This window comes from Cyclobacterium sp. 10D3-21 (genome assembly GCF_055809755.1).
Genome location: NZ_CM147924.1, coordinates 2,224,605 through 2,250,921, shown reverse-complemented (window position 1 = coordinate 2,250,921; position 26,317 = coordinate 2,224,605). Strand labels below are relative to the sequence as shown.

27 protein-coding genes are annotated in these 26,317 nt (G+C 37.2%); 13 read left to right on the top strand and 14 right to left on the bottom strand.

The window, feature by feature from the left end:
• Position 1: 1 nt before the first annotated feature.
• The 3 genes from AC0L7T_RS09165 (at position 2) to AC0L7T_RS09155 (ending at position 1,852) form a co-directional block, all read left to right on the top strand.
• Positions 2 to 715 (top strand): cell division ATP-binding protein FtsE, encoded by a 714-nt coding sequence (locus tag AC0L7T_RS09165; protein ID WP_473342258.1) that lies wholly within the window; start codon positions 2 to 4, stop codon positions 713 to 715.
• A gap of 359 nt (positions 716 to 1,074) precedes the next feature.
• The gene (locus tag AC0L7T_RS09160) at positions 1,075 to 1,260 is read left to right on the top strand and encodes a CPXCG motif-containing cysteine-rich protein (protein ID WP_473342257.1); all 186 of its coding nucleotides are present in this window, start codon (positions 1,075 to 1,077) and stop codon (positions 1,258 to 1,260) included.
• 67 nt (positions 1,261 to 1,327) lie between these two features.
• A complete protein-coding gene (locus AC0L7T_RS09155) occupies positions 1,328 to 1,852 on the top strand; it encodes a hypothetical protein (protein WP_473342256.1) in 525 nt (174 codons plus the stop codon).
• A gap of 179 nt (positions 1,853 to 2,031) precedes the next feature.
• Here AC0L7T_RS09155 and AC0L7T_RS09150 read toward each other — a convergent pair whose 3' ends face one another.
• Positions 2,032 to 2,901 carry an SDR family oxidoreductase gene (locus AC0L7T_RS09150; RefSeq protein ID WP_473342255.1) on the bottom strand — a complete coding sequence of 290 codons (870 nt, stop codon included), beginning with the start codon at positions 2,899 to 2,901 and terminating at the stop codon, positions 2,032 to 2,034.
• A gap of 124 nt (positions 2,902 to 3,025) precedes the next feature.
• On the opposite strand from AC0L7T_RS09150, the gene AC0L7T_RS09145 reads away from it, so the two are divergent.
• A complete protein-coding gene (locus tag AC0L7T_RS09145) occupies positions 3,026 to 3,829 on the top strand; it encodes a hypothetical protein (RefSeq protein ID WP_473342254.1) in 804 nt (267 codons plus the stop codon).
• A gap of 64 nt (positions 3,830 to 3,893) precedes the next feature.
• Here the strand turns inward: AC0L7T_RS09145 and AC0L7T_RS09140 are convergent, their stop codons facing one another.
• A complete protein-coding gene (locus AC0L7T_RS09140) occupies positions 3,894 to 4,856 on the bottom strand; it encodes a succinylglutamate desuccinylase/aspartoacylase family protein (RefSeq protein ID WP_473342253.1) in 963 nt (320 codons plus the stop codon).
• A 159-nt stretch (positions 4,857 to 5,015) separates the two neighbouring features.
• Between AC0L7T_RS09140 and murB the strand changes: the two genes are divergently transcribed.
• Entirely contained in the window at positions 5,016 to 6,053 is a 1,038-nt protein-coding gene (gene murB, locus AC0L7T_RS09135; protein ID WP_473342252.1) for a UDP-N-acetylmuramate dehydrogenase, read from the top strand.
• Here the strand turns inward: murB and AC0L7T_RS09130 are convergent.
• Positions 6,050 to 6,532: a deoxycytidylate deaminase gene (locus tag AC0L7T_RS09130; protein WP_473342251.1), complete on the bottom strand. Its 483-nt coding sequence runs from the start codon at positions 6,530 to 6,532 to the stop codon at positions 6,050 to 6,052. The two genes, murB and AC0L7T_RS09130, sit on opposite strands and share 4 nt — an antisense overlap.
• Before the next feature lie 589 nt (positions 6,533 to 7,121).
• Here AC0L7T_RS09130 and AC0L7T_RS09125 point away from each other — a divergent pair.
• The 3 genes from AC0L7T_RS09125 (at position 7,122) to AC0L7T_RS09115 (ending at position 8,572) form a co-directional block, all read left to right on the top strand.
• Positions 7,122 to 7,511, top strand: a complete 390-nt coding sequence (locus AC0L7T_RS09125; RefSeq protein WP_473342250.1) for a response regulator — start codon at positions 7,122 to 7,124, stop codon at positions 7,509 to 7,511.
• 289 nt (positions 7,512 to 7,800) lie between these two features.
• A complete protein-coding gene (locus AC0L7T_RS09120; protein WP_473342249.1) occupies positions 7,801 to 7,974 on the top strand; it encodes a hypothetical protein in 174 nt (57 codons plus the stop codon).
• A gap of 451 nt (positions 7,975 to 8,425) precedes the next feature.
• Positions 8,426 to 8,572 carry a hypothetical protein gene (locus AC0L7T_RS09115; RefSeq protein WP_473342248.1) on the top strand — a complete coding sequence of 49 codons (147 nt, stop codon included), beginning with the start codon at positions 8,426 to 8,428 and terminating at the stop codon, positions 8,570 to 8,572.
• 143 nt (positions 8,573 to 8,715) lie between these two features.
• Here the strand turns inward: AC0L7T_RS09115 and AC0L7T_RS09110 are convergent, their stop codons facing one another.
• Positions 8,716 to 10,215 (bottom strand): peptide MFS transporter, encoded by a 1,500-nt coding sequence (locus AC0L7T_RS09110; RefSeq protein WP_473343360.1) that lies wholly within the window; start codon positions 10,213 to 10,215, stop codon positions 8,716 to 8,718.
• A gap of 211 nt (positions 10,216 to 10,426) precedes the next feature.
• Here AC0L7T_RS09110 and AC0L7T_RS09105 point away from each other — a divergent pair, with 211 nt between their 5' ends.
• A complete protein-coding gene (locus tag AC0L7T_RS09105; RefSeq protein WP_473342247.1) occupies positions 10,427 to 10,861 on the top strand; it encodes a peptidylprolyl isomerase in 435 nt (144 codons plus the stop codon).
• Between the two features lie 36 nt (positions 10,862 to 10,897).
• Here the strand turns inward: AC0L7T_RS09105 and AC0L7T_RS09100 are convergent, their stop codons facing one another.
• From AC0L7T_RS09100 to AC0L7T_RS09085, 4 genes are all read right to left on the bottom strand, one after another.
• The gene (locus AC0L7T_RS09100) at positions 10,898 to 12,181 is read right to left on the bottom strand and encodes a NupC/NupG family nucleoside CNT transporter (RefSeq protein ID WP_473342246.1); all 1,284 of its coding nucleotides are present in this window, start codon (positions 12,179 to 12,181) and stop codon (positions 10,898 to 10,900) included.
• A gap of 200 nt (positions 12,182 to 12,381) precedes the next feature.
• Positions 12,382 to 12,996 carry a bifunctional nuclease family protein gene (locus tag AC0L7T_RS09095; protein WP_473342245.1) on the bottom strand — a complete coding sequence of 205 codons (615 nt, stop codon included), beginning with the start codon at positions 12,994 to 12,996 and terminating at the stop codon, positions 12,382 to 12,384.
• 6 nt (positions 12,997 to 13,002) lie between these two features.
• On the bottom strand, positions 13,003 to 13,968 hold the full coding sequence (locus AC0L7T_RS09090) for an electron transfer flavoprotein subunit alpha/FixB family protein (protein ID WP_473342244.1): 966 nt from the start codon (positions 13,966 to 13,968) through the stop codon (positions 13,003 to 13,005).
• An 11-nt stretch (positions 13,969 to 13,979) separates the two neighbouring features.
• Positions 13,980 to 14,711 (bottom strand): electron transfer flavoprotein subunit beta/FixA family protein, encoded by a 732-nt coding sequence (locus tag AC0L7T_RS09085; protein ID WP_473342243.1) that lies wholly within the window; start codon positions 14,709 to 14,711, stop codon positions 13,980 to 13,982.
• Positions 14,712 to 14,770: 59 nt separating this feature from the next.
• On the opposite strand from AC0L7T_RS09085, the gene AC0L7T_RS09080 reads away from it, so the two are divergent.
• Positions 14,771 to 15,097 carry a tetratricopeptide repeat protein gene (locus tag AC0L7T_RS09080; protein ID WP_473342242.1) on the top strand — a complete coding sequence of 109 codons (327 nt, stop codon included), beginning with the start codon at positions 14,771 to 14,773 and terminating at the stop codon, positions 15,095 to 15,097.
• A gap of 62 nt (positions 15,098 to 15,159) precedes the next feature.
• On the opposite strand, the gene dnaB is transcribed toward AC0L7T_RS09080, so the two are convergent.
• Positions 15,160 to 16,740 carry a replicative DNA helicase gene (gene dnaB, locus AC0L7T_RS09075; RefSeq protein WP_473342241.1) on the bottom strand — a complete coding sequence of 527 codons (1,581 nt, stop codon included), beginning with the start codon at positions 16,738 to 16,740 and terminating at the stop codon, positions 15,160 to 15,162.
• A 762-nt stretch (positions 16,741 to 17,502) separates the two neighbouring features.
• On the opposite strand from dnaB, the gene AC0L7T_RS09070 reads away from it, so the two are divergent.
• Both AC0L7T_RS09070 and AC0L7T_RS09065 read left to right on the top strand, forming a co-directional pair.
• A complete protein-coding gene (locus tag AC0L7T_RS09070) occupies positions 17,503 to 18,306 on the top strand; it encodes an exonuclease domain-containing protein (RefSeq protein ID WP_473342240.1) in 804 nt (267 codons plus the stop codon).
• Between the two features lie 224 nt (positions 18,307 to 18,530).
• Positions 18,531 to 19,031, top strand: coding sequence for a GNAT family N-acetyltransferase (locus AC0L7T_RS09065; protein ID WP_473342239.1), 501 nt, complete (start codon positions 18,531 to 18,533; stop codon positions 19,029 to 19,031).
• Positions 19,032 to 19,039: 8 nt separating this feature from the next.
• Here the strand turns inward: AC0L7T_RS09065 and AC0L7T_RS09060 are convergent, their stop codons facing one another.
• The 3 genes from AC0L7T_RS09060 to AC0L7T_RS09050 all read right to left on the bottom strand — a co-directional run bounded on the left by AC0L7T_RS09060 (position 19,040) and on the right by AC0L7T_RS09050 (position 21,894).
• Complete coding sequence (locus AC0L7T_RS09060) at positions 19,040 to 20,050, bottom strand: response regulator (RefSeq protein WP_473342238.1); 1,011 nt, start codon at positions 20,048 to 20,050, stop codon at positions 19,040 to 19,042.
• Between the two features lie 4 nt (positions 20,051 to 20,054).
• Positions 20,055 to 20,486 (bottom strand): response regulator, encoded by a 432-nt coding sequence (locus AC0L7T_RS09055; protein WP_473342237.1) that lies wholly within the window; start codon positions 20,484 to 20,486, stop codon positions 20,055 to 20,057.
• A gap of 463 nt (positions 20,487 to 20,949) precedes the next feature.
• Positions 20,950 to 21,894: a sensor histidine kinase gene (locus AC0L7T_RS09050; protein ID WP_473342236.1), complete on the bottom strand. Its 945-nt coding sequence runs from the start codon at positions 21,892 to 21,894 to the stop codon at positions 20,950 to 20,952.
• A 374-nt stretch (positions 21,895 to 22,268) separates the two neighbouring features.
• On the opposite strand from AC0L7T_RS09050, the gene AC0L7T_RS09045 reads away from it, so the two are divergent.
• Positions 22,269 to 23,204 carry an endonuclease/exonuclease/phosphatase family protein gene (locus tag AC0L7T_RS09045; RefSeq protein ID WP_473342235.1) on the top strand — a complete coding sequence of 312 codons (936 nt, stop codon included), beginning with the start codon at positions 22,269 to 22,271 and terminating at the stop codon, positions 23,202 to 23,204.
• Positions 23,205 to 23,206: 2 nt separating this feature from the next.
• On the opposite strand, the gene AC0L7T_RS09040 is transcribed toward AC0L7T_RS09045, so the two are convergent.
• Both AC0L7T_RS09040 and AC0L7T_RS09035 read right to left on the bottom strand, forming a co-directional pair.
• On the bottom strand, positions 23,207 to 24,538 hold the full coding sequence (locus AC0L7T_RS09040) for an MATE family efflux transporter (RefSeq protein ID WP_473342234.1): 1,332 nt from the start codon (positions 24,536 to 24,538) through the stop codon (positions 23,207 to 23,209).
• A gap of 315 nt (positions 24,539 to 24,853) precedes the next feature.
• Positions 24,854 to 26,308 (bottom strand): DUF294 nucleotidyltransferase-like domain-containing protein, encoded by a 1,455-nt coding sequence (locus AC0L7T_RS09035; protein ID WP_473342233.1) that lies wholly within the window; start codon positions 26,306 to 26,308, stop codon positions 24,854 to 24,856.
• Between the last annotated feature and the right edge of the window lie 9 nt (positions 26,309 to 26,317).

The following is a 26,317-nucleotide window of genomic DNA, read 5'->3' as shown; positions in this document are numbered from 1 at the left end:
TATGGTTTTCTCCAATGAGCCAGTGGTCAAGGTAGAAGATGCTTGTATTTTTCAAGGCATAAATACCATTTTAAAAAATGTAAACTTCGACATTGAAAAAGGGGAGTTTGTTTTTTTAATCGGGCGAACAGGAAGTGGAAAAAGCTCTTTGTTAAAGACCCTTTATGCAGATTTACCATTGATCATGGGTAAGGCTTCGGTTGCCGGCTATCCCATTCAAGACATCAATAAAAAAGACATCCCATTCCTTCGAAGGAAATTGGGCATTGTATTTCAGGATTTTCAACTTTTCCCTGATAGAACGGTGGCCGAAAATCTTTATTTTGTATTGCGTGCTACCGGCTGGAAAGACAAGCTCAAGATGAAAAATCGAATGATCGAAGTTTTGATGGGTGTAGGTCTTGGAGGTGCAGCTACTAAAATGCCCCACCAACTTTCAGGAGGTGAACAACAACGTGTGGTTATCGCAAGAGCATTACTAAATGAACCCTCTATACTTCTGGCAGATGAACCCACTGGAAATCTTGATCCAGATGTCTCGGACGGTATTTTTAAACTTTTTCAGGAGATTAATAAAAGAGGCACTGCCATATTGATGGCTACCCATAATTACGAATTGCTAAAAAAATACCCTTACCGTATTTTGAAGTGTGAAAACACTGAAGTTCTGGACAGCAAAAACGCACCCATATCTTTATCGGGAAGCGGATTGTAATTGAAAAAATAAAACTTTATCCTTTCCTGCTTTTGTGACTTTAATCCAATGTGGTTTTAAACCCGAATTCTAAGACATTGGTAAGTAGCGTTATTTATCTAACTTTAGTAAAGATTTTGGCAGCATTGTTGTAGAATTAAAGGCAACAATATTTCCAAAATCCGGTGTTTGCATTTCACTTTCCTATGGGCTAAAATCCATGGCTTTTGATTTAATCGGTGTATTTTGAAAGAGTTAGATGGTATTCATAGAAATCATCAAAAATAACATAGGGCTCCCAACTAGGATGAATGCCAATTTCTATTTTGTTCCAGCTCTATGAAAATTAGTAAAATGGTATGAACTAAGATTAAGCCATTATGGAATTAGAACATTTTTTTCAATGTCCGTATTGTCTGGCAGAAATATCCATGCTTTTGGATCCGAGTATACCAGATCAAAATTACATCGAAGACTGCGAAGTCTGCTGCAACCCTATACAAGTTAGCTATCAAATTCGAGAAGGTGAATTGGAAAGCTTTGACGCTTTAGATATTGAACAGTAAAATTTCCGGCCATATAACTTGAATTTTCTTTACTTAAACCTAATTTAGCTGATAAATTGAAACGGTTATGGTTAAGAATTTTTTATGCTATCTTTTTGTATGTGTTTGTCAATTTACCTTAACGGCAGAAGCACAGGTCATCGAAGAAATAAAAACGGCAGGGCAAATTTATGCTTACGCTCAAATTCATGGTGATTATGAAATCCTTTTAGATTTCACCTATCCTAAGTTAATTGAAAGGGCTGGAGGCAGGCCTGCTATGAAGAATATCCTCAAGCAAATACAGGACACCAAAACCAATAAAGGGCAAAAACTAACCACATTGGAGTTTGGCGACGACATTAAATTCAGCACCAATGCTACAGAAGTTCACGCTGTAGTGCCTTTCATTACAATTACGAAGGTTCCTGGGGGAACGATTACCTCTGAGAGCAACTTAATAGCTGTGGGTACCGAAAGCAGGGGCAATTGGTACTTTATAGAAACCACCTCAATTAATGAGCAAAACATAAGCAAAGTTCTTCCTTCTTGGGACCATAGTCTGGAATTGCCATTTAAAAAACCTCCGGTTTTTAAGGAAGACCAACTATAATAGGTTATTCCTAATTTACCCTATTGCTAAGGCTGAGAATCGTTATGGTACTGAATTCATAAATTAACCAGATACTACAAAGAAAGCAGTTAGAAAAATGCTACTTTAACCCAGAATTTACAGATGCTAGGGTTTCAAAACCTTACTTTCTTTTCTAGAAATAATTCGTATTCCGAAATTTATTTTTTCTTTCTTTTTGCTTCCATCGCATCCCACCATTCAGGTTTAATGGCCCTGAGCCCATTAAACTGTCCGGCTCCCTGAAGCCATTCACCTCCATCAATGGTGATTATTTCCCCGTTGATATAGGAAGAAAAGGGAGAAACAAGATACGCTGCCAGATTGGCCAATTCCTGGTGCTCTCCTACCCTACCAAGCGGAACTCTTAGGGAAGGATCAAACTTCTCCGCCAATTCCCCAGGAAGCAAGCGCTCCCAGGCTCCCGCCGTAGGGAAAGGTCCTGGAGCTATGGCATTCGATCGGATATTGTGAGGGGCCCACTCTACCGCCAAGGAACGGGTCATCGCCAAAACACCTGCTTTGGCGGCAGCACTTGGTACTACATAAGCGGAGCCAGTAAAGGCATAAGTTGTTACAATGTTTAAAAATGTCCCAGCGGTCTTTTCTTTGATCCAGTTTTTTCCTGCTATAAGTGTTAGGTTGGCTGTCCCTTTCAATACAATATCTATTATAGTATGAAAAGCATTAGGAGATAATCTGTCTGTGGGGCTGATAAAATTTGCAGCGGCATTGTTGACCACACTGTCAATCCTACCGTAATGAGCCAAAGCCTGTTCATACATTTTTTCCACCTGATCATAGTCCCTCAGATCACAGGCTATGGGAAAAACCTCTCCTCCAGTTTCACTTTCCATTTCATGAGCAGCCTTTTGTAAAATATCATAATTCCTGCTGCATATTACCAATTTAGCACCTAGCGTTAAAAAATACCTGCCCATGGCAGCTCCTAAACCAGTACCACCTCCGGATATCATTATGACATGACCTTTTAAAGCATTATGAACGAGCATACCTTCCTGATATTTCATTTTTTTTAATTATTGATATCTAATATATCTCAAAGTACATAAATTTCAAAGGATTGAAATGTTTGGGTGAAAGTTTATTTATCTTTGATTAATTTAACGGGAACAATGTAAATAACGCATAAAAATGAAGCAATTTATCCCACTGGTTTTTTTAACCTTTCTTTTCTCCTGTAACCTTGACACCAACAAGGATTTGCAGATTGATCAGTCTTTTGAAGGAGAGGAAGCCTACTGGGCTTCAAAGTCTTTGGATGATCATTTTTACCTGGCATTTTATGATGTATCGGTCTTTTCAAACACTATTTTTACAGATAGCCTCCCGGGATGCCCAATGATAACTATTGGCGAGGACAATTTGACCGTGACGCTCGATTATGACAGCCCACAATGCGAGGGAGGATCAACGGATCGTCAGGGAAAATTATTGCTGAAATACAGTAGAATTTCCAGCAATACCAATGATTCCATTAAAATTACTTATGAAGATTATCAGTACGATAACAGTAAATTTGAAGGACACCGGTTATTCCATATCGCGCAAAAAACTAGCTCCGGAATAATCCTGGAGGAGTCTTCAGACACGCTTCTATTAAAAGACGGGAATGGATCTAGTACTAGACTTATTTTGGACCTGGAACATCAGGGCAAAATGCAGTCACAAAAGCTTACGGAAATAAGTAGTAGCGGAATGATGAAAGGAAGAAATTGGGGTGGAAACCAATTAGAGGCAGTAATTACAAGCCCGAAAGTCATAACCCACCAATGCCTTTCCTTACTGAAATTCAGACCTATTTCTGGTGAGGAAAGTTGGACGATCCAACGAACTGGAGAATCCGCAGTAACTCACTTGTTAACCTACTCCAATGCTGAAGGATGCGACACTAAAACGACCATAAAGTTGAGCGAAGGAGTAATCATGATCAAATAGATAAGTGCCAACCAGCCTTTTCATCAATATAGGTGAGCCCAATGGTATAAAGCTAATCTTCCTATTAAGTCGGAATAGATCCTTCCATTTGAGACTTACCAATATGAACAAGTGCGTCACCTGCATTCACTACGGGCAGGTTGTTAATTCCTATTATATATCCTGAAGCTGATGCTTTAACCGGGACTTTTACTTGGCCGTATGGATCAGAAATTTTGGCAAGCATTTGCCCCTTTTTCACTTCCTCACCAAGCGAGACAGAAGCGTTAAAAATGCCAGAAACCTTTGCGCGAACCCAACTACTTTCCTCAATTTTATGCGTTAAGGTCTTTGGATAATCACCTTCGATCATTTCAAGGTATTTCAATAATCTACCGGTTCCTGCAATCCCTTCTTGAATTACCTTATCATCCAAACGCATGGACTCTCCTCCTTCAAAAACCAAAATGTGCTTGTTGTTTTTAAAAGCTTCCTTACGAAATGATTTATCGATATGAGCTGAGTTCACTGTAAAATTTGCTCCAAATACCTCTGCGAGCTTTAGTCCTTTTTCATCTTTGAAATCGACCCTTATCTGTGGATGATTGGAAAGCATTCTGCCTCCTGTATGAAAATCTATACCATAATCTATTTGGGGAATAATTTCTCTGGTAAGAATTTGGGCTATCTGGGAAGCCAAAGAGCCTTTATTATTCCCCGGAAAACTCCTATTGAGGTCTCTACCATCTGGAAATGTGCGGGAATTACTTAAAAAACCATAAACATTTACCAATGGAATAAAAATTAGGGTACCTTTTATTGGTTCAAAAATATTTTCCTCCAACATCCTTTTAACAGTAACAATACCATTAATCTCATCCCCATGAACTCCGCCACTGATCAACACAGTAGGACCAGGTATATTTGAACTTCTGATAAATACAGGCAAATCAATCAATGTATGTGTCGGAAGTCTGGCAATAGCAATTTCTATATTCAGGGATTGTCCTGGCCTTACCCTGATCCCGTTGATAACCATTTCTTTCATAATTAACTCTTCTATGTCCAATTTCGCCTGACTCTCAGTAGCAATGGTCTTTTGGTCTCCCTATTTAAACCATTATACTTAATAATTATAAAGCGCTTATTTGATGTAATCTTTCCAAATTGATTAAATAATCTTTTAATTCGTGATTTGAATAAGACAATGAAGATACAGGAAAATATTTCTTTAAAGGCCTACAATACATTTGGAATTGATGTAAACGCAAGTTTTTTCGCTGAGGTGAAAAATAAAGAAGATATTCTTGAAGCCCTTGCCTTTGCAAGAAAAACAAAGAAACCGATTCTTATTTTAGGTGGCGGAAGCAATGTGCTTTTCACTGAAGACCTTGATGCACTGGTATTGAAAATTAATATCACTGGCATTAAAGAAATAAAAACGAATGATAAAACGGTTTTGATCGAGGCTGGGTCTGGGGTCATTTGGCATGAATTTGTCCTTTACAGTCTTGAAAAAGGCTTTAGTGGAATTGAAAACCTATCCTTAATCCCAGGGACAGTAGGCGCAGCCCCCATGCAAAATATTGGTGCCTACGGTGTTGAAATAAAAGCTATTTTCCATAGTCTTGAAGCCATAGAAATCAGTACTGGACTTTCTAAAACTTTTCTTCCTTCGGAAGTGAAATTTGGCTACCGAGAGAGCATTTTTAAAACCCTATTGAAAGGGAAATACATCATTTGCAAGGTTTCTTTCAACTTATCCAAAATCCACGAGCCAAATATTAGCTATGGTGACATAAAAACAGTTTTGGATCAGATGAACCAAGCCACAGCTACAGCCAAAAATATAAGCGAAGCAATAATTCGTATTCGACAATCCAAACTTCCCGATCCCAAAGAAATTGGTAATGCTGGAAGTTTTTTCAAAAATCCAGTGATCCCTGTAGATGTCTTCGATGCTTTAAGGCAAAAATTTCCTAGTCTACCGGGCTATCCTAGTGCTTCCCATGTTAAGGTACCTGCAGCATGGTTGATTGAAAATACTGGCTGGAAAGGGGTCAGGAACGGAGAAGTAGGCGTGCATAAAAAACAGCCCCTGGTTTTGGTAAATTACGGAAATGGCAAAGGAGCAGATATTCTGGAATTAAGCCAAAAAATCCAAACGGAAGTAAAAGAGAAATTTGGCATTTCCCTGGAAAGAGAAGTGAATGTAGTTAATTCCGAAAATTTAATTCAGGTTTAGATTAAATCATCTCCATTACTTATTGATTTGGTGTATTTTGATACTGTAACGCCAAATTTCTTCAAAAATTCGAGACCTTCATCAATTCCTATACCTTTGTATTCTGCATAAGAATTAAGAAAAATTACTTTTGTAATGCCCATAGAATAGATAATTCTGGCACACGGGAGACATGGTGCTAAAGTAACAAACAAAGTAGAGCCTTCTACAGTAGCTTTATTTTTCACAGCATATAAAATGGCATTTTGTTCTGCATGCAAAGCAAGAGAACAACTCCCTTTGCTGTCTCTTCTACAGCCTTCCACTGGGAATTCTTCATCACAATTGTGCGTGCCAGGTGGTGGTCCATTATAACCAATAGAAATTATTCGAGTGTCTTTGGTCAGTACAGCACCTACATGTTTTTTTATGCAATGGGAACGCTGTGCTAAGTTTACCGCCAACTCCATAAAAATGTCCTCAAAATCTGGCTTGTTCATTTTTTAATCAATCATTTAATGCTTTATCAAATACTGCCTTTTAACTTAAGGTAGACTTTTGCAATTCTATTACGTCTCTGATACTGTTAAACATCAGGCAAACCTTGAAATTTTCGTAACCAATTGATATTATACTCGTTAAAATTTAAACATACATATCCCTTTGAAATTACAGCAGGGATCAGAACAACTGGGAGAGACAATATCAAATCCTCATCCTAAATAGGGGTTCAAGTTATGAACTATATTCCATAGACAAATGCCACTTGGCCAAAATTTTAATATAATTTACTGGGGGTTAAAGAGCTAGGGCAATATTTTTATTTGAAATTCCCTATTTATCAATTCAGCAAAATGATAAAACAAAAACAACCATTCTAATTATTAGAAGAATTAATAAATGCACTTCTTAAATGCTTCAAAACATTCTTTCGATAATTTTCTAATAAAAGAACTACAATATTAGCCTAAAAAATTAATTAATTTAAAAAATGGCCATTAAAAAACTACATTTATTCTATTAATGAGATTATTTTTACTATTTTTATAATATAATAAATGCGTTTTACCATCTGTTTTTTGTAATTAAATGATAAAAATAGTTTTAATAGATGATGATCCTATCAGTATATTCGTAACTGAAAAACTGATCTCAAGGAATGTTTTGGAACCATTTAAGGTGTTTTCATTTAGCAGCGCTACGGCCGCATTAAAAGACATATATAAAATTCGGCCTGATTATTTGTTTCTAGACATCAACATGCCAGATATGAATGGATGGGATTTTTTAGAAACATTTAAGCCCGAAAAAAAAGATCCTGAAATTTACATATTAAGTAGTTCCATTGATGAAATGGACATCACAAAGGCCGGGCAATATGCAAAGGTTAAAAACTATTTAACCAAACCTTTGATAAAACAATATATCAAACTGATTTTTAGTGGCAAATCCTCCAAAGGAAATACTAAGCCAAGTTGATCTTTCAAGGCACATTTCATCAGGTTATTTTCTAACTTTTCTGTCAGCATACACAATACTACCAATCTGCTATCATTACCCCTAAATAATTAAGTGCCAACTGCACTTAAAGTTTGATAGCCAACAAGCCCACTTCAATTGTTAACTTTCCTTCTCTATTGAGTTTCTTTCATCCTTGAAATTTAACACAATAGTAATCGAAAAATTTATTTTTTTAGGAGTGTTGAAAATTGCTATTTTTTCCATTATTTAGCAGCAATTATTTCTGTTTAATATCAATTTTATATTTATGAATGAAGATTTTGAAGATGAATTCGAAGACGAATTTAATGACGAAAAATACGATATGGAAGAGGATGTATTTTTAGATGAGGATGAGGATGATTTTGACATGAATTTTACCGAACTGGAGGAAGATGACATTATTGATGACCTCTTTGATGAATATGATGATTTTGATTGACTCTTTTTCCATGATTCGATGCAAAACTTATCTGCGATGAGAATGTATCTCAAAATGTGCAATAGTTCTTCTATTGCATGTTGAAATCACACCGTAATATTTGGTGAAGGACCAACTTATCGTAAAATCCCATCTTCTTCTTTTATATTTACCTATTTACAGTGGCAATTGTCGACCATTTAATTGTTCTGAAATGAGAGGCATTCAAGGTGGGCTGATTTTGTAGCCACCAATGAAAAGCCATGAACCTGCCTATATAAATTTAAGCTAACTTTTAAAAGTTCCGCATGATTATGTCAAGAAGCCTATCCAAATAATCATTTTTTTCAAAGGTCAAAAGTCATATTTTCACAAATCCCTCCAGGGATTAAGGCTTTTTAAAAATATGCTTTGTAATCCCCTTTTTGAGTGTTAAATTGCAAGCAAATTTGACATTTAAAACCATTTCATCATGTTATTAGAAATATTTACTGCCCCTATAGCATCAGGAGCTCAGACTTTCTGGTTAATCGTTGCCATTTTGGTAGGTTTAGGAGCAGGGATTTCTGCTGTTGACTTCAGGAGCTCTGTTTTTAAGAAAGATAGCAAAGAAGACTAAGAAAAGGCTGGCAATAAATTGCCAGCCTTTTTTTTCTTTATACAAACGAAATCATTTTTTTCGATTTCAAAGCCAAAAGATTTAACCTCTCCCCCATTTACACAAGGTTTTGGCTTCCTTAGTCCTATATGGAATTTACAAGGTCAATGTACTTTCCCCATTAATTTCCGTATAGGTTTGGCTACGGTCATCAACACAATACCCGCCCCTACCACAATATAAACAATCAGCAAATACTGATTAGGCATTTGGGATAAAGCTTCAGTAGTGCCTCCACTAACACCTCCTGCAACCCTCCCTGCAATAAGGCTGCCCATGGCAATGGACAAAAACCACATCCCCATCATTTGCCCAACAAATTTCTTAGGCGCCAACTTGGTGGTTAAACTTAATCCAACAGGACTCAGACTAAGCTCTCCGAAGGTATGGAAAAGATAAGTGATTACCAGCCAGGATGGAGCCGCCAAATCACCAGAGGCAGCGATTTTAGCAGCAAAATACATGACCAAAAATCCTACACCTAGTAAGACTAATCCAAAAGCAAATTTAAGCGGTGAGCTTGGTTCTAGGTTTCTTTTTGCGAGTGCAACCCACATGGCACCGAAAAAAGGTGCAAACAAGATTATGAAAATGCTATTGATGGATTGAAAGTACCCTGCTGGAATCTCCCACCCCAAAACTTTCCTATCGGTGAATCTATCAGCGAATAAATTTAATGAGGATCCAGCTTGTTCAAATCCCGACCAAAAAATTGATGAGAAAACAAATAAAATCATCACCACAACCACTTTTTTCTTTTCGTCCTGGGTTAGACCGCCTAAAAACAAAACGTACAAAAAGAAAAGCAATGCTACAATGGCAATAAGTGTATTGGATATAGCTGCTATTGCCACGGGGTCAATGGAGAAAATCCCTAGAAAAAAGAGAGAAATAATAATACCTATTACCACCAATGTCACCCATACCCCTCTAATTAAGTTAATTCGGTACTGGCTTTCTCTTTCATTTGCAGGCAAAACCGGATCTCCTACCCCGTTTAGATATTTACCTGTCAGCTTATATTGAATCAGCCCCATAAGCATACCAAATCCAGCCAATCCAAATCCCAGGTGCCAATCATAGATGGCCAATGTACTGCATGCAATTGGAGCCAAGAAGGCGCCTACATTAATCCCCATATAAAAGATGGAAAATCCTGCATCTCTTTTTGAGCTATTTTCAGGATACAACTGTCCTACAATAGAACTTATATTGGGCTTAAGGAGGCCTGTCCCTAAAACAATTAAAATTAGCCCCAGAAAAAAAGAATAAAGATCTACACCTGAGAGTTCTTCCTTGGGACCATGATTGCCTGAAATCAAAGCCAATAACCCAGGTAAGGCCATGGTAAAATGTCCTAGGGTGATGATAATCCCTCCATACCAAACAGACTTTTTAAGACCTATAATTCGATCTGCAATCCAACCCCCAGGCAATGCCAGGAGGTAAACAAACATGGAATATAGCCCATAAATTGCACCTGAAGTCTGGTCGTCAAAACCAAGACCTCCAGTGGCTAAAGGGGCCGTCATAAACAATATAAGCAAGGCCCGCATTCCATAATAACTGAATCTTTCCCACATTTCAGTAAAGAAAAGCGTCATTAAACCTTTAGGGTGTCCAAATAATTGTGGACCTGTAATCTCCAAATTTGCCTTAGGAGCATTGTGCTTACCTAAAAATTGGTCATCTTTTTTCAAAAGCGAATCATTTAAAAACGTAATAAAATTTTATTCCTTTAAGGCTTATGGGCCGAAAGATTGCATGATACTACCATAATTTCTGTATTATTGCAAAAAAACAAACTATAGCTTTATGAAAACAGGAGAAATTCATACAGATAAGGGCATTCTGAAAGTTGAATTTTACGATCAGGACGCACCTAAGGCAGTGGCAAATTTTATTGATTTGGCTAACAAAGGATTTTACGATGGGCTTAGCTTTCACCGTGTTATTCCAAACTTTATGATTCAAGGTGGATGTCCTAAAGGCAATGGTACTGGAGGCCCTGGTTACACTATTGATTGTGAGTTGGACGGTGAACTACAATATCATGACAAAGGAGTTCTTTCTATGGCCCATGCAGGTAGAAATACGGGTGGTTCTCAGTTTTTCATCTGTCACAACAGAGAAAACACACAACACTTAGATAGAAATCATACCTGTTTTGGAAAAGTGACTGAAGGATTAGATCTTATTGATCAGATCAAACAAGGGGATAAAATCATCAAAATTGTGATCAACGAATAATTCTCACAAGCCTCAAGTCTGATTTAAGCAGAACGTTTAAAAAAGTGCCCCGGCAATGGTGGCTGTCATTAAGCAGGCTATTGTAGCAGCTAACAATGCACGCATGCCTAATTTTGATAAATCCCCCTGTTGCCCGGGTGCTATACTACCTATCCCTCCTACTTGAATGGCGATTGAGCTAAAGTTAGAAAAACCGCAAAGGGCGTAAGTAGCGATAACGATTGATTTTGGGGAAAGCGTGCCGGCATCTTTCATGTCCGCCAAACCCAAATAAGCTACAAACTCATTAATTACCGTTTTTTGGCCTAACAACGATCCCACAGCAAGCGTATCTTTCCACTCAACCCCTATTACCCAGGCAAAAATCCGAAAAACCTGCCCCAATAGGTACTCTAATGAAAAGCCTGAAAATGTACCCTTGGTGCTACTTATCACAAGTGAATTTAAACCAAGAAATTCACCGATAATCCCCGACAATAAAAAATTTACTGCTGCTATTACAGCGATAAAAGCCAATAACATTGCCCCCACATTTAAGGCAAGTTTAAGCCCTTCAGAAGCTCCTCTGGACATCGCATCTATTAAGTTTACATCTGGCACCTCGCCACTTATATCCAAATGCTCATCTATTTTTCGATTCTTTTCTTCAGGAATAATGATCTTCGAAATTACTATTGCTGCAGGTGCGTTCATTATGCTTGCCCCCAATAGGTAAGTGGCAAATCGTGTTTTTTCAACCGGGTCATCCCCTCCTAAAAAGGCTACATATCCTGCCAAAACTCCCCCAGCTATAGTCGCCATTCCCCCAGTCATCAAGCACATTAGTTCAGACCTTGACATCCTGGGAATAAATGGTTTTACCAGCAATGGTGCTTCAGTCTGTCCCAAAAAAATATTTCCGGCAGCCGACAAGCTTTCAGGGCCTGAAAGCCTCATGGTTCTTGACATTATCCATGCAATACCAAATACTACCTTTTGTAAAACCCCTAAATAATATAAACCTGCGGAAACGGTGGAAAAAAAGATAATTGTCGGCAACACTTGAAAGGCGAAAATAAAGCCAAAGGAATTGGTTGCCAGATCTCCGAATATAAATTGGGCTCCAGCTTCAGAAAAACTCAGAAATTTAACAAATCCAGCACTAATTTGCTCAAAAACACCTGCAACAAAACCAACTTTAGTAATTAAAACACCAAAAATGGCCTGTAGCAGGATGCCTATCCCTACCAGTCTCCAGTCAATCTGTTTCCTATTTGACGAAAAAATAGTGGCAAAAATCACCAGTACCAAGATCCCAAAAAATCCTCTTAAATAGTCCATTTATGCATGTATATTTTATATCCTAGATTTTATAATAGGAACCATTTTGAATGTTATCACCATGCAATAAACTAGTTACTCTAAATAATTAACGTTTAAATTTCCCGTATGGATTTAAAGTATACTTATTCAATAATCCTTCTTTTATAAATTGAAAAGCCCAAATCAAAATGATATTGTTTAGACAGAAAAAGGCCTTTTCAATTTCTCCGATTGATTTCATCCCTTAACCTGGCAGCCTTTTCATAATCTTCATTTCCAATGGCCTTGTCTAGCATTTGATTGAGTTTGTCCAGACTAAAATCCTTGAGTGAGGCTTCCGGAGACTTACTACGCCCGGAAGATTTCCCTTTCCCCGATTTAGCTATATCTGAAGCCTCCTGTTCTCTTTTCTCATCCTCCTCTGTAAACTCAATGGCGGCTTCCGACATTACTGAATTGGCACAATAGATCGGCGCATCAAATCTAACTGCGATGGCTATAGCATCTGATGGCCTGGCATCGATTTCTACCTTCTTGAAGGAATTTTGGCACATGATTTTGGCATAAAAAACTCCTTCTCTCATATCTGAAATCAGTATATGATCTATTGAAAACTCAAAATTAGAAGAAAATGATTTAAACAGGTCATGTGTCATTGGCCTGTTTGGAATAATTTTCTCTATTTCAATAGCTATGGCCTGAGCTTCAAACATTCCAATAACTATTGGCAACTTACGTTTACCTTCCGATTCACCCAAAACCAGGGTAAAGGAACCAGATTGTGTGCTATTGGAAGATAGCCCCAAAATTTCTAACTCAACTGTATTGTCCACGATTAATTATTTTAATGCTTTAATTGCTTGTGTCAATTTAGGAACCACATCAAAAGCATCACCTACGATCCCGTAATCTGCTGCTTTAAAAAAGGGTGCATCCGGATCATTATTTATGACTACAATATACTTCGAAGCATTTACTCCTGCAAGGTGTTGAATGGCTCCTGATATCGCTATGGCAATATACAAGGTAGGCGCCACTTTTACACCGGTTTGTCCTACATGTTCATGATGCGGACGCCAGCCTAAATCAGAAACTGGTTTAGAACAACCTTTTGCAGCATGTAAACTATCTGCTAGTTCTTCAATCATACCCCAGTTTTCAGGTCCTTTGAGCCCTCTTCCTCCTGATACAACTATATCTGCTTCCGGTAGTAATATTTCTCCTTCAGCCTTTTCTGCTCCAGTTATTTTGGCTACAAATTTTTCATCTGCAATGGTCAAATCCAAGGATTCTACCTTTATCGCTTCGCCATCTGTCTTGATTGGATAGACATTCTTTTTAACAGCCAGAATTTTCTTGTCTGCAGTTATAGCTGTTTCTGCAAAAGCCTTTCCAGTAAAAATGCTTCGCCTTACCACAAACCCATTGCTCAAGTCAGGTAAACCAACCACATTGGACACAAGTCCTGCTTCCAATTTAATGGCCAACCTTGCAGCAACTGCATCTCCCAGTGAAGATTTGGCCAACACAAGTGTAGAAGCGCCAACTTTATCAAATACCTGCGCAATGGCATCGGCATGCGCCAGTATTACGCCTTGATCCAAACGCTTGTCTTCAAAATGAAAGATGGCATTGGCTCCGGCAAGTCCAACCTGATCCCAGGCTTCGCTTCCAATAGATCCCAGGCCTAATACACTGACCTTTGCTCCTTGCATTCCGGCAAGTCCTGCGGCATAGGATACAGCCTCTAGTGAAGAACTTTTGATTTTGCCTTGATCTTGTTCTATATATACTAATATTGACATGCTAATTTTGTTTAAAGAATTTTGGCATCATTTTTCAATAAATCTACCAGTTGATCTACATTTTCAACAAGTTTAACTGCTCCTTTTGCTGGTGGTAGCTCGTAGGATTTAACATCAGTTTGAGCCAAAACATCCACAGGTTCTTTCACTGTAAGAGGCTTTGTTCTGGCAGACATTATTCCACGCATATTAGGGATTTTCCATTCCGCAATGGGCTCTTGACAACCAGCAACAAAGGGAAGATCTACCTCGATAAATTCTTTACCGCCTTCTATTTCCCTCGATAATTTGCCTTTATTTCCTTCAATTTCCAATTTCATCACAGGTGATAAGGAAGGTATACCAAGTAATTCGCCTACCATTCCGTGAACCATCCCGCCATTAAAATCAATGGATTCTCTTCCCATAAGGATTAAATCATAACCACTGTCCTTTGAGAAATCCGCGATTTGCCTGGCCACAAAATTGGCATCTTTAGGAAATGCATTTATTCTCACGGCTTCATCTGCACCAATTGCCAACGCCTTTCGAAGGGTAGGCTCTGTTTCTGCTTCACCTACATTAAGTACCGTGATGCTCCCATTACTTTCAGCTTTTAACTCCACAGCCCGTGCCAACGCATAATCGTCATATGGGCCTATAATGAATTGAACTCCATTTTTGTCTAACTGGGTATTGTTATCTGTAAATTGAATCTTTGAAGTGGTATCAGGTACATGTGTGATACAAACCAATATTTTCATGAATTTTTATTTAAATTTGTCATTAAAATAAAACGATTAAGCAACTTAATTCCACGAGCATGAAACATCTTGACAGGGTAAAAGAACTCCTGAATTATATAGAAAAAGAACCCAACGACCCTTTTAACCTTTATGCTTTGGCTTTGGAATACCAAAATCTAGACAAAGAAAAGGCTTCTTTTTATTTTAACAAACTATTAATAGAACATAAAGACTATCTACCTACTTATTATCATGCTGCATTGTTTTTTGCAAATGAGGAACATTTGCAAAAAACGGATAAAATCTTTACTGAAGGCATAGAATTGGCCAAAACTCAAAACAATTTACATGCTAAAAAGGAATTGGAAAATGCTTATCTAAATTTTCAATTTGAAAATGATTAAACCTTATACTTTACAAAAACCCTTAAAATAACTTCTTTAAGAATTTTACTTACCCCATTCGGTTAAAATGGTGCCGGTTCATTTCCACCTGGAAAAGGATTTTCTCCTCCTTGATCGCCATTTGCTTTACTGCCCATTCTTACCATACCTTCATCATCGAAACCTTTCCCAGTGGCATTACTGGGAAAGCGACTCCCATAAAGTGCTTCCTGCGGCTGTTGGTAAGGCACATTCATTTCCAAATCAGTAAATTTGGTGTATTTACCAATAAACCTCAGTTTCACATTTTCAAGTGATCCATTCCTATGTTTGGCAATAATTACTTCTCCTACACCTGCAGTATTATTCCCGTCTTCATCTTCAGTAATACCATAATACTCTGGACGATACAGGAACATTACAATATCTGCATCTTGCTCTATGGCTCCAGACTCCCTAAGATCCGACAGTTGAGGTCTTTTGTCGCCTCCCCTTGTTTCTACTGCTCTAGACAATTGTGAAAGTGCTATTACCGGCACGCTCAACTCTTTGGCTATTTGTTTCAAGGCCCTGGAGATACTTGAAATTTCCTGTTCACGGTTACCCCCGCCCCCTTTACTGTCACCAGACATCAATTGGAGATAATCTATAACTATCATTTGAATGTCATTCTGAGCCTTTAGCCTACGACATTTGGCCCTTAATTCCAGAATGGATAAAGCGGGTGTATCATCCACAAAAAATGGTGCGGATGTAAGCTTACCTGTTTTGTGTATTAATTGTTGCCATTCATAATCGGCAAGATTTCCTTTTTTTATTTTTTCCGAATCCAATTCAGCCTCCGAGCTAATCAATCGATTGACCAACTGAATAGCGGACATTTCAAGGGAGAAAATGGCTACTGGTCTGTCATGGTCTACAGCAGCATTTCGGAGTACTGAAAGCACAAATGCTGTTTTCCCCATTGCAGGCCGGGCAGCAATAATTACAAGGTCGGATTTTTGCCAACCGGAAGTTACTCTATCCAGTGCCGTAAACCCTGATGGTACACCAGTAAGCCCATCTTTTTGTCCTTTTTTACCTTCAAGTTCAGTTATGGCCTCCCGCATAATTGAACGCATGTCTACATAATTTTTCTTGATATTGTTTTCAGAGATCTCGAATAGGGACTGTTCCATCTTGTCCAGTAATTCAAAGACATCTGTTGTATCTTCATATGCTTCTTTTTGAATTTCCGAAGAAATTTTAATCATATCACGCTTCATCGCTTGTTCAGTGATGATTCTCGCATGATATTCAATATTGGAGGCAGAGGATACCTTGGAAGTGAGCTCAGTTATGAACATGACTCCTCCAGCCAGGTCTAAGCTCCCATTTTTCCTGAGTTGATTAACAACCGTAAGTAAATCAATCGGCTCACCAGCGTTAAATAGATCAAGAACTGCCTCATAGATCAAGCTATGTGCATCCTTATAAAAGCTGTTAGGAGACAATATGTCCACAACAGTAGTCAGGGCATCCTTTTCTAGCATCAAGGCGCCTAATACAGCCTCTTCTACATCAATGGCTTGAGGAGGCAATTTCCCCAAAGCAGAAAACGATTCATTTGGCCGCCTTCTATTATTTACTTTGCGTTCTGGTCTATTGCTGTTATTGTCTGACATATTAACAAAAGTACCCTATTAAAATCAAAGGTTTTAAACATTTTATGCACTATCTTATCCACATTTCTCTAACCTCTACTTAAACAACCAATTAAGCATAATGGTATTCCTTTCTCGTGAAAATTTTCAGAAAATAATTCTTACTACTTTCGACATTGCTCTATCTGAAAACAGCAATATTTATTCCATAATTATATAAGTGCGTTTTTTGAAATGTAGTTCAACTAAGCTTTATTCACACCCTCAATATTTAGGTGTGACACAAGCCTTCCTTAAAAGTGGAAAGCCCATAGAAAATAAGATGCTTTCAGCTTTGGTGAAAGGTTCTGCGCACCACGCAAAGTAAAACATATAGCGATCTTTCACAATTGTACCGCCTACTAGCGCATCAAGCTGGCCAGTCTGCGTTTTCTCATACGAGAAGTAAACCGGATTAAAAATCCAAAAAAATCCATGATGAGCTGTTAAAACAATTTTATTTTGTTTTCTACCCAACTCACCTAGATGATTTGAAGGTCAAAGCTTTAGATAAGGTAATAATAATTTTCTGTAAATTATAAGAAGGCATAAAAACAGAAGTTTTAATAGCCACCGATAAAAAAAACAGAAACCTAAATTCTTAAAAAATCACTATCTTTGTGCCGATAATTACCCAGGGAAGATTTACCAATACAATATATGTGATCTACTGCATAGAACAGTGGTTTTCCCTTACATTTTTATTTTAAATAATTTTTCTCAATACTAAATATAATAATTAAAATGGATTTGAATATCAAAACTCCCATTGCATTTTTTGATCTTGAAGCAACAGGAATTAACATTTCTACGGATAGGATTGTTGAAATTTCAATTTTAAAAATACTCCCTGATTCAACACAGGAAATAAAAACAATGAAAATCAATCCAACCGTCCCTATCCCGTTGGAGACTTCACTTATACATGGGATATATGACAAGGATGTGGTTGATTCGCCTACTTTTAAGGATGTCGCCAGGGAATTGTTCCGCTTTTTTGAAGGTACAGATTTGGCTGGTTTCAATGTCTTAAAATATGACATCCCTTTATTGGTTGAAGAATTTTTGAGAGCCGGAATAGATTTTGACATTGAAAAAAGAAACCTTTTGGATGCACAAAAAATCTTTTTTATGATGGAGAAAAGAAATCTTTCTTCTGCCTACAAATTTTATTGTGGTAAGACATTAGAGAATGCACATAGTGCAGAGGCGGACACCATTGCAACCTACGAGGTTTTCAAATCTCAAATCGAAAGATACATGGGCGAAGAACTTGAGGACCTGCAGGGCAATAAAATTGGTGTTATGGAAAATGACATGAAGAAAATTCATAACCTGATCAATGAGAAAATGGTAGATCTTGCTGGTAGGTTTGTATTTAATGATAAAGGCGAAGAATGCTTTAACTTTGGTAAACAGAAAGGAAAACCTATAGCTCAAGTATTAAAAGAAGAGCCTGGTTATTATGACTGGATGATGAAAGGAGACTTCCCTCTTGACACCAAAAGAAAGCTAACTCAGGTGAAATTAAGAGGCTTTAATTTATAGCGACACTAAAAGTGATACCAATATTTAATGGTTACAATCCCTCCTAAATAACTTTTTAAGGAGGGATTTTTTAATTTCAGATTGTCCAAAAACTTTCCTATTCCAAAATAGGATCTCTTCAAAATGAATCAATCTTTGCTATATTTGCTTCAAGTGTCTGGACAATAAGCAATACCGAGTTGGTCTTCAAATTATTTTAAATATCCGTATAAACTAAATCAAAAATGTCCATAATTCACCAAGCGACGGTACAGCATATCCCACACATTCAAAGAATAGCCAATGCCACCTGGCCAGTGGCCTTTGAAGGCATATTGAATCAACCTCAATTGGATTACATGATGAGATTGATGTACAATACCCAAGAACTCACCTCTCAAATAGAAAGTGGTAAAATTATTTTCTGGATCGCTGAAATAGAGCAACTATTTCTAGGCTTCATGGCCTATGAGCCCCGACTGCCAACTGAATCGCAAATTAAAATTCATAAACTATATATTCTTCCTACTGCACAGGGAAAAGGTGTAGGTAAAGATTTACTAAATAATTTGGAAGCGTACGGGAGATCCAAGGGGTTTGAAAAGCTGACTTTGAATGTAAATAAATACAATTCATCTGCAATAAATTTCTATAAAAGGCGGGGGTTTGAAAAGGTAAAAGCCGAAACCATTCCAATAGGCCAGGGCTATATTATGGACGACTTTGTGTTTGCTAAAAAATTATAGACAATGCCCTAAGAGTCAATATTTTCAACTTTCTTAGCCTTGTTATTAATGTCTCTAATCACTTCGTCCAGTTCTTCAGCAGAATCGTTAATATGGATTAAAATCTTTTTTTGCTCATCAGTCAGATTACCTACCAATATTTGAAGCAGGTGAACAAGTCCCATAAGTCTTGCAAGAGGGGCGCGAATCACATGGGATTGTACCCAGGAAATTTCTTTTAACTTTTTGTTTTGCTTCTCTATAGTCTTTAGATAGGCATATTTATGTGTCACATCAGTGGACAAGACAAGCTTCACCTTTTCCCCATCATAATTAATGGTAGTTACACTTGTCTCGACAGTAATAATCTCTCCATTCTTCTTTTTATGTAGAAATTTATCCGCTATTTTTTCACTTTGTAAATCTCCCTTCTCTACTTTAGATAAACCCGTAATTAAATCTACATTACCAATCTGAATATCAGCGATCTTCATCTCCAGAAATTCCTCCTGCGAAAAACCATAGCTTTTAACTGCCGCATCATTAACCTTTAAAAATCTATTGGTACTTTGATCCATCACCCACATTGGCATGGGATTTAATTGGAAAAGTTCCTTGTACCTACGTTCTGATTCCTCTAGTTTGTTGAATACCTTTTTCCTTTCAATACTGTAAGTAATGCTTTTGAATAAAATTTCAGGTTGTAATTCATCCTTTATCAGGTAGTCTGACACACCCAGACCAATCGTTTTCACAGCAAATTCTTTATTGGGATATCCTGTCAATACCACAATAGGGGTTTTGGAAGCTTTCTTTCTAATATCTTTAATTAGTTCTTCACCTCCAATACCATCTAAACTTAAATCAAGTAAAATGATATCGTAACCATTGGGAATGGTTTCCACGGCTGATTTATAGTTCTTTGCCCACTCGATTTTCGCAAATGGGAATTTTTCTTCTATCGATTCGGAAACCAAAACATAGTCTCCCGCATTGTCTTCAATAATTAAAAAATTCAATGCTTCATTTTCTGAACTCATTTAGCTATATTTTCGAAGGCAATTCAACAAGTGACAACCAAAATAGTTGGACCTTATGCAGGATTTCATGATACCCTCCAGACCCAAAAGGCTTAACAATATAACTATTGGCGTGATTGGTGTAGGATTCATTAATGTCTTTTTGATTGGAGGAGGTAGTTAACATTATAACTGGTAATCGCCGTAAACTATCCGACTCTTTGATAAATTTCAAAACTTCTAGTCCATTTTTGAAAGGAAGATTTATGTCCAGTAATACCAAATCTGGTGTTGGATTGCTACCATATTCGTGACAGGTATTTAAAAACTCTATTGCCTCTCTACCATCTTTTGCAAAGCTAATCTGTAAAGGTAAGTTTAATTCCTCCAGTGCCTCTGAAATTAAGAAGACATCTCCTTCATTGTCTTCAACTAAAAGTATATTTAACCTATCCATATATAAAATTAATTGGTCTCCCTAGAAAAACAAATAAGGTAAATCTGAAGCAATATCCCTGATTTTAAAAAAAACCTTTCCAGAACCAAAATCAAAAGTACATTATTTTTATCTCATGACACAGTACAATCGGATGTTTGTAAATTTTTTCAATTTATTTATGAGAAAACAAAAGGATTTTTATTCCTAGGAAATCCAATATCCTAAAGACCTATTTTAAATTGTGATAGGAAAACTACCTACCTAAGATAGTTAAAATTAAGCACCTCCACGGCTATAAAGGTGGTTTTTGTTAGAAAAAATTAAAAATCTATTTTGGACAGTTCACAGGTTAAGTCATTAAAAATCAGGTGGCCCATAACCTCAAGCCAAAAATCCCATACTGCATCTTCCGGAGTCATTTATTACGGTGCCTAAATTTATTCGCTTTCTCCTTAAGCTTCAATAAGAAAAAGAAAAAAAATTATTTTTTTAGTTTTACATAAAACACACTTCCCATTCCCAATGTAGATTCAACCCAAATCTTGCCTCCTGAACTTTCTACAATCCTTCTACATATTGCCAACCCCATGCCCGATCCACGTTTTATAAATCCATAATCATATCGTTTTAAAATATAAAAAACACTCTCCAGATTTTCAGCAGGTATCCCCCTTCCATTATCCCTAACTTCCACGGTACAATAATCATCCGATACTGAAGAAGAAATTTCGATACTCAATGGTCTGCTTGCATCTTGAAATTTGATGGCATTGGCTATCAACTGGTCAAATAATTGTATGAGCTGCTTGTATTCCCCCTTCACTTCAAGCATAGGTTCAATTTTTAATTTTATACTACCCTCCTTTAGCTTTTTTGAATTTAAATGAACAACTTTTTCAAAAACTTCTTCCAATTTTACTAATTCCTGCTTATTTAGGTTTTCCGACAGTTGCGAAAATGTGACAAGATCACTTATTACCGCCTTAATTTTCAAGAAATTATCCAAAGTAAGTTGCAGAAAATCTATAGAGTTTTGGGGTAATTTTTCTTTGTTTTTTCGGATAAAAAGTTCTAAAAACCCATGACTTTGCCTGACAGGGTCTGCCAGGTCAAATGCAGCAACGAGAATAAACTGATCCAATTGTTTTTTGGCATGGTCGGAATTGATACGCTCTTCTTCAAGGATTTGGTTTACTTTCTCAAGTTCCTTTACCTTATCTCCCAGAAATCTGTATTGTTTTAGAATTAGGAAATACAAAAGAACCCCTGTTAGCAGTACATATAACACACCGTCCAAAGATTTAACCAAGTCAATGGTTTCCTTAGAATAATTGGCAAAAAAGAATTCAGCAAATTCATTACTCCAGATAATCCAGATGGTTCCTGCTAAAATATATATAAGTGAAATTTTAAAGCTTGCTCTCATACGAATGCTTTAAATAAAAACCATTTTCTGTCATTAACCTATTGCTGCTATCTATGAAAGACCACAAATTACTAAACTTTAATAACTACTTTATGAATCAAAAAGAGAAATATTCTACTAAATGTAATGATATACTTTAAACTAATGAACCAAACCTTTGTTTTTACTTTGAATATAGATTGTATTATTAAAAAAACACATAAAAAAAACAAGGCATTTAAATCCTGAAGTTTTAAAACAATAACTTTAAAGAGTGTAGAAGGAAATCCCCTATTTTTATTCTTAAAATATAAATAACTATTAAATTGTAGGTGACAAAACAAAGTTTGAATTTTTCTCTCAAAAAATAAGTCCCCTCATTAATCTCCAATACAATGCGCTACAATTCAATTACGCTATTTTCCTTCTTCCTCTTTTTCTGCCTTTCATCTCATTCACTTATTGCTCAAAATGACACGCTCAAAGTACTTACTTACAATATCTGGAATGGTTTTGACTGGGGTAAAGATATTGAAAGGAAGAAAAAAATGACTGCATGGCTGAAAGAAGTAGATGCAGATGTCATTGGTTTTCAAGAACTCAACGATTTCACCGCCGAAGATTTAAAGTCGTGGGCTAATGAAATCGGCCATGGATATTCGGTATTGCTAAAAGAAAACGGCTACCCAATAGGCATCACCTCAAAGGAACCCATCCATTTAAAAACAAAAATGCTGGGTGGGCTTTGGCATGGAATGCTACATGCGGAAACCTATGGAATTGATTTTATAGTTCTCCATTTAAGTCCACACGATTGGAAATTTAGAAGAAGAGAGGCTGAAACAATCTGCAATTACACTGAAAATAGCCTCTTCAATAATCCAGACAATCAGTTAATGGTACTTGGAGATTTAAATTCCCATTCCCCTTTTGATGCAAAATTTGATTCTGACAATCCATTTTCATTAAAAAGAAGTCAGCTTTCAGACAGCTTAAGGATTGTTCAAAATGGCCCTAATGCTTATCAAACGTTACGGGATGGCACAGTAGATTACAGCGTAATTTCAAGATTTCTTTCCCTTCCATTGATAGACATAGTACAGAAACGCTTATCTAATGAGGAGAAAAAAACATTCCCAACACCAATGGTGGGAAAAGACATATCCAAGCCAGATTTTGAAAACTATAAGAATAGAATAGATTATATTCTAGTAAGCACCAACCTGGAACCCTCACTGCTGGAAGCAAAAATATTCAATAAGGGGATTCCAGATATCCTATCTGATCACTACCCTGTTCTTGCTTCCTTCCTCTATCACAAAACCAAATAAAGCTAAAGGGCTTTGGTTTCTTTCTTAAGGAAATAATAAGAAATGATGGCCGCACCTGTATCCGCTAAGGGAAAGGAATACCAAATACCTTCCAACCCAAAGAAGGCTGGCATTATTATCACCAAAGGAATAAGAAATATCCCTTGTTTACTAAGGGCTAGTAATAAGGCTGGTTTGGCTTTTCCAACGGATTGAAAATAGGCACTCCCAATTAGGCTGAATGCAAGCAGTGGGGTGGCCAAGAAGGATTTTCTCATGGCCGGAATACTTTCGTTAATTAAATTTTGATCTGCTGTAAATACAGCTACTAAGGGACCTGTAAAAATAAAAATTAGAATGAAAATAAAAAAAGCTACCATGGTAGAAGACCTAAGGGCCAGTCTAATGACAGAATGAACACGGTTTTGCAATTTTGCTCCGTGGTTATAGCCTGCGATAGGAACAAACCCTTGTGTAATCCCTAAAACGGGGAAATTGGCAAACATCATTACCCTGCTTATTACCCCATACATGGACAGCCCCATCTCACCTCCATATTTGAAAAGCTCATTGTTTAAAACAATGGCCAAAATACTAACAGTTCCTTGTCGGGCTAATGTTACCGCACCCAGGGAAGCAATCTCAGTGGATATTTTCAAGTTTGGTTTGATCCACTTAAAGCTCATCTTCATGGTGGACTTCCCAAATACAAAAAACCATAGCGAATAAGCTGCACTAGCGACATACGATATTGAAGTAGCCCAGGCGGCACCTTTTAGTCCCATATCAAACCACACGATAAAAATTGGGTCCAGGATAATATTAAAAACCGCCGGAACGATTAAAATATACATGGCTACTTTGGGATATCCTTCTGCTCGTATCACATTATTACACATCATGGCCCAAGCCATAAATGGTATTCCTATTAGAATGATACTAAAATAATCTTTTGCCGGCTCTAGTACATCTCCTTTCCCTCCAAATAACATTAAAACTTCTTCAGAAAAAATATAACCCAAGACGACAAACAATAGCGCCAGTGTTAAGGTAAGCCCTATTTGATTGCCAAAAGTATTGAAGGCCTTTTCATTGTCTGAATCTCCAAAAGCCCGCGAAATAATCGAAGCCCCTCCTACCCCTATAGACATGCCAATGCTTGCAATTAAAAAAGAAATTGGCAAAACTACTGTCACAGTGGCTATCCCCAATGAACCTACGTATCTCCCTACAAAAATGGTGTCAACGATTCCGTAAATAGACAATACCAAGATCCCTACAGCTGCGGGGAGTGCTTGTTGAAGCAATAGTTTACCGATTGGGGCTTTACCGAATGAATGGTTTTTGTTTTCCATAAAAATGTGATACCCCTAGGAACGACCCTATTGATAAAATGTTTAAATAAGTATGCTTTCTTAACCTAAATTCATTAATTATTGCCCCTTTCCTGTAGCCATTCAATTGCTATTAAAAACACATCCTACCAGTAGCAGTATCAACTTTTCCTTCACTCCTAAACCTGCAAAAGCTATTAATACAGGGGGCTGAAACAACTTCAATTTCAGCGCAATAATCACTGTTTAGACAATAGGTAGTAGGCAAAAAGACACCTATTCGATTGTGAAATTACTTCTCAAGAAGGGCCAGTAAATGCTTTCGCAAAATCCTTATTAAAATGATTTAGTGAATTTTATTTTGAGTTTTAGTTGAAGGTCCCTGATTACTTTAAATATTTCTTTGATAGTAACCATCTGAACCTGGGTAAGTTGGCTTATTTTTATATAATTTAATGGTGGATTTCCTTCATTGATAATCGCTCCTGCCTGTTTTTCCAAGCGAAGCCCCATTAGGTAATAGTATCCCTGATACAACTCTTTGGATTCTCTGGGACTAAAAACTTTAAGCTCAGTCAAAATCTTTAACCTTTTCCCCGTATTGGTTTCAAAAACGCTGTTGGCTAAGGCATAAAGTCTCATGGCGTTTACCATAGGTGTCATTGCACGCTTTATATCGAAAACCTCCTCCTGCTCTACTTTAAAAGTTTTTATATTCTTCAACCAGGTCAACTGGGTATCATATTGAAGTGCATTTTGTGCCATATTAAAGAAAAACCGCTCAAGAGGAAAATTTAACTGCTCATCCATAAATGATTTCAAGCTTTCCAACAGCGAAAAATCTCCATAAATGGGTCTACAATCAAAGAAAGTACCATAACTCAATACTGTTTCCATGGAGGACTCCTGAAACCAGGCTGCATAATTTTTCTTCCAGTGAGACAAAGAATGCGTCCATTTAGGATTACTTGCCATAAATCCTCCCTTACAATAATCAAAACCTATCTCATTTAAGTGGTCTGAAACAGTCTTGGCAAAATCCAGAAAGTAATCGCGTACAAATTCCCTATGTTCATTGGCTTTGTCTTCATAAATGATTGCATTGTCCTGGTCTGTTTTAAGTGTTTGTTCCTTTCTGCCTTCGCTACCCAAAACAAAGAAAACAAAATTAGCGGGAGGCTGCCCCTTTTTCTTTATGACTTGCTCAATTACCCTCAAGGTAATGATATCAGCTATCGCTGAGATAACCTGGTTTATTATCTCTGCCCTTACACCCCTTTGAATCATCTGTTCTACCATTCCTGGTACCTGCTCCCATTTTGATTTCAGTTCCGCTTCATCAAGTGCTTGTTTCACTGACTGAATAAACACAAAGGGCGAAAGTGACTGAACAGTTAAAATTTTATTTCGACTAGTAACACCTATGAAATGTCCCGCATCTTCCACCAATAAATAGCGGGTTTTGGTCCTAAACATAAGCAACAGCGCCTCATATACCAATGAATCTTTAGAGATCGACACCAATCTGGTATCCATGATCTCTTTTATTGGACTATGTAGCGACCCTTCAATTGCCATCACATTGTCACGTAAAGTGATGTCAGTGATCACTCCTTGAATCTCGTCTAAATTGTTCCCCACAAACAAACAGCTGGACTTTTCGTCCCTCATGATTTGAGCCGCCTTGAAGACTGGAGTGTCAGGCTTGCAGAAAAGTACCTTTTTAAGCGTGATCTCGCTTAAGGTTTTAATATAAAAATCATCAATAGATGTCAAATGCTCCGGAACCATGGGTGGTTT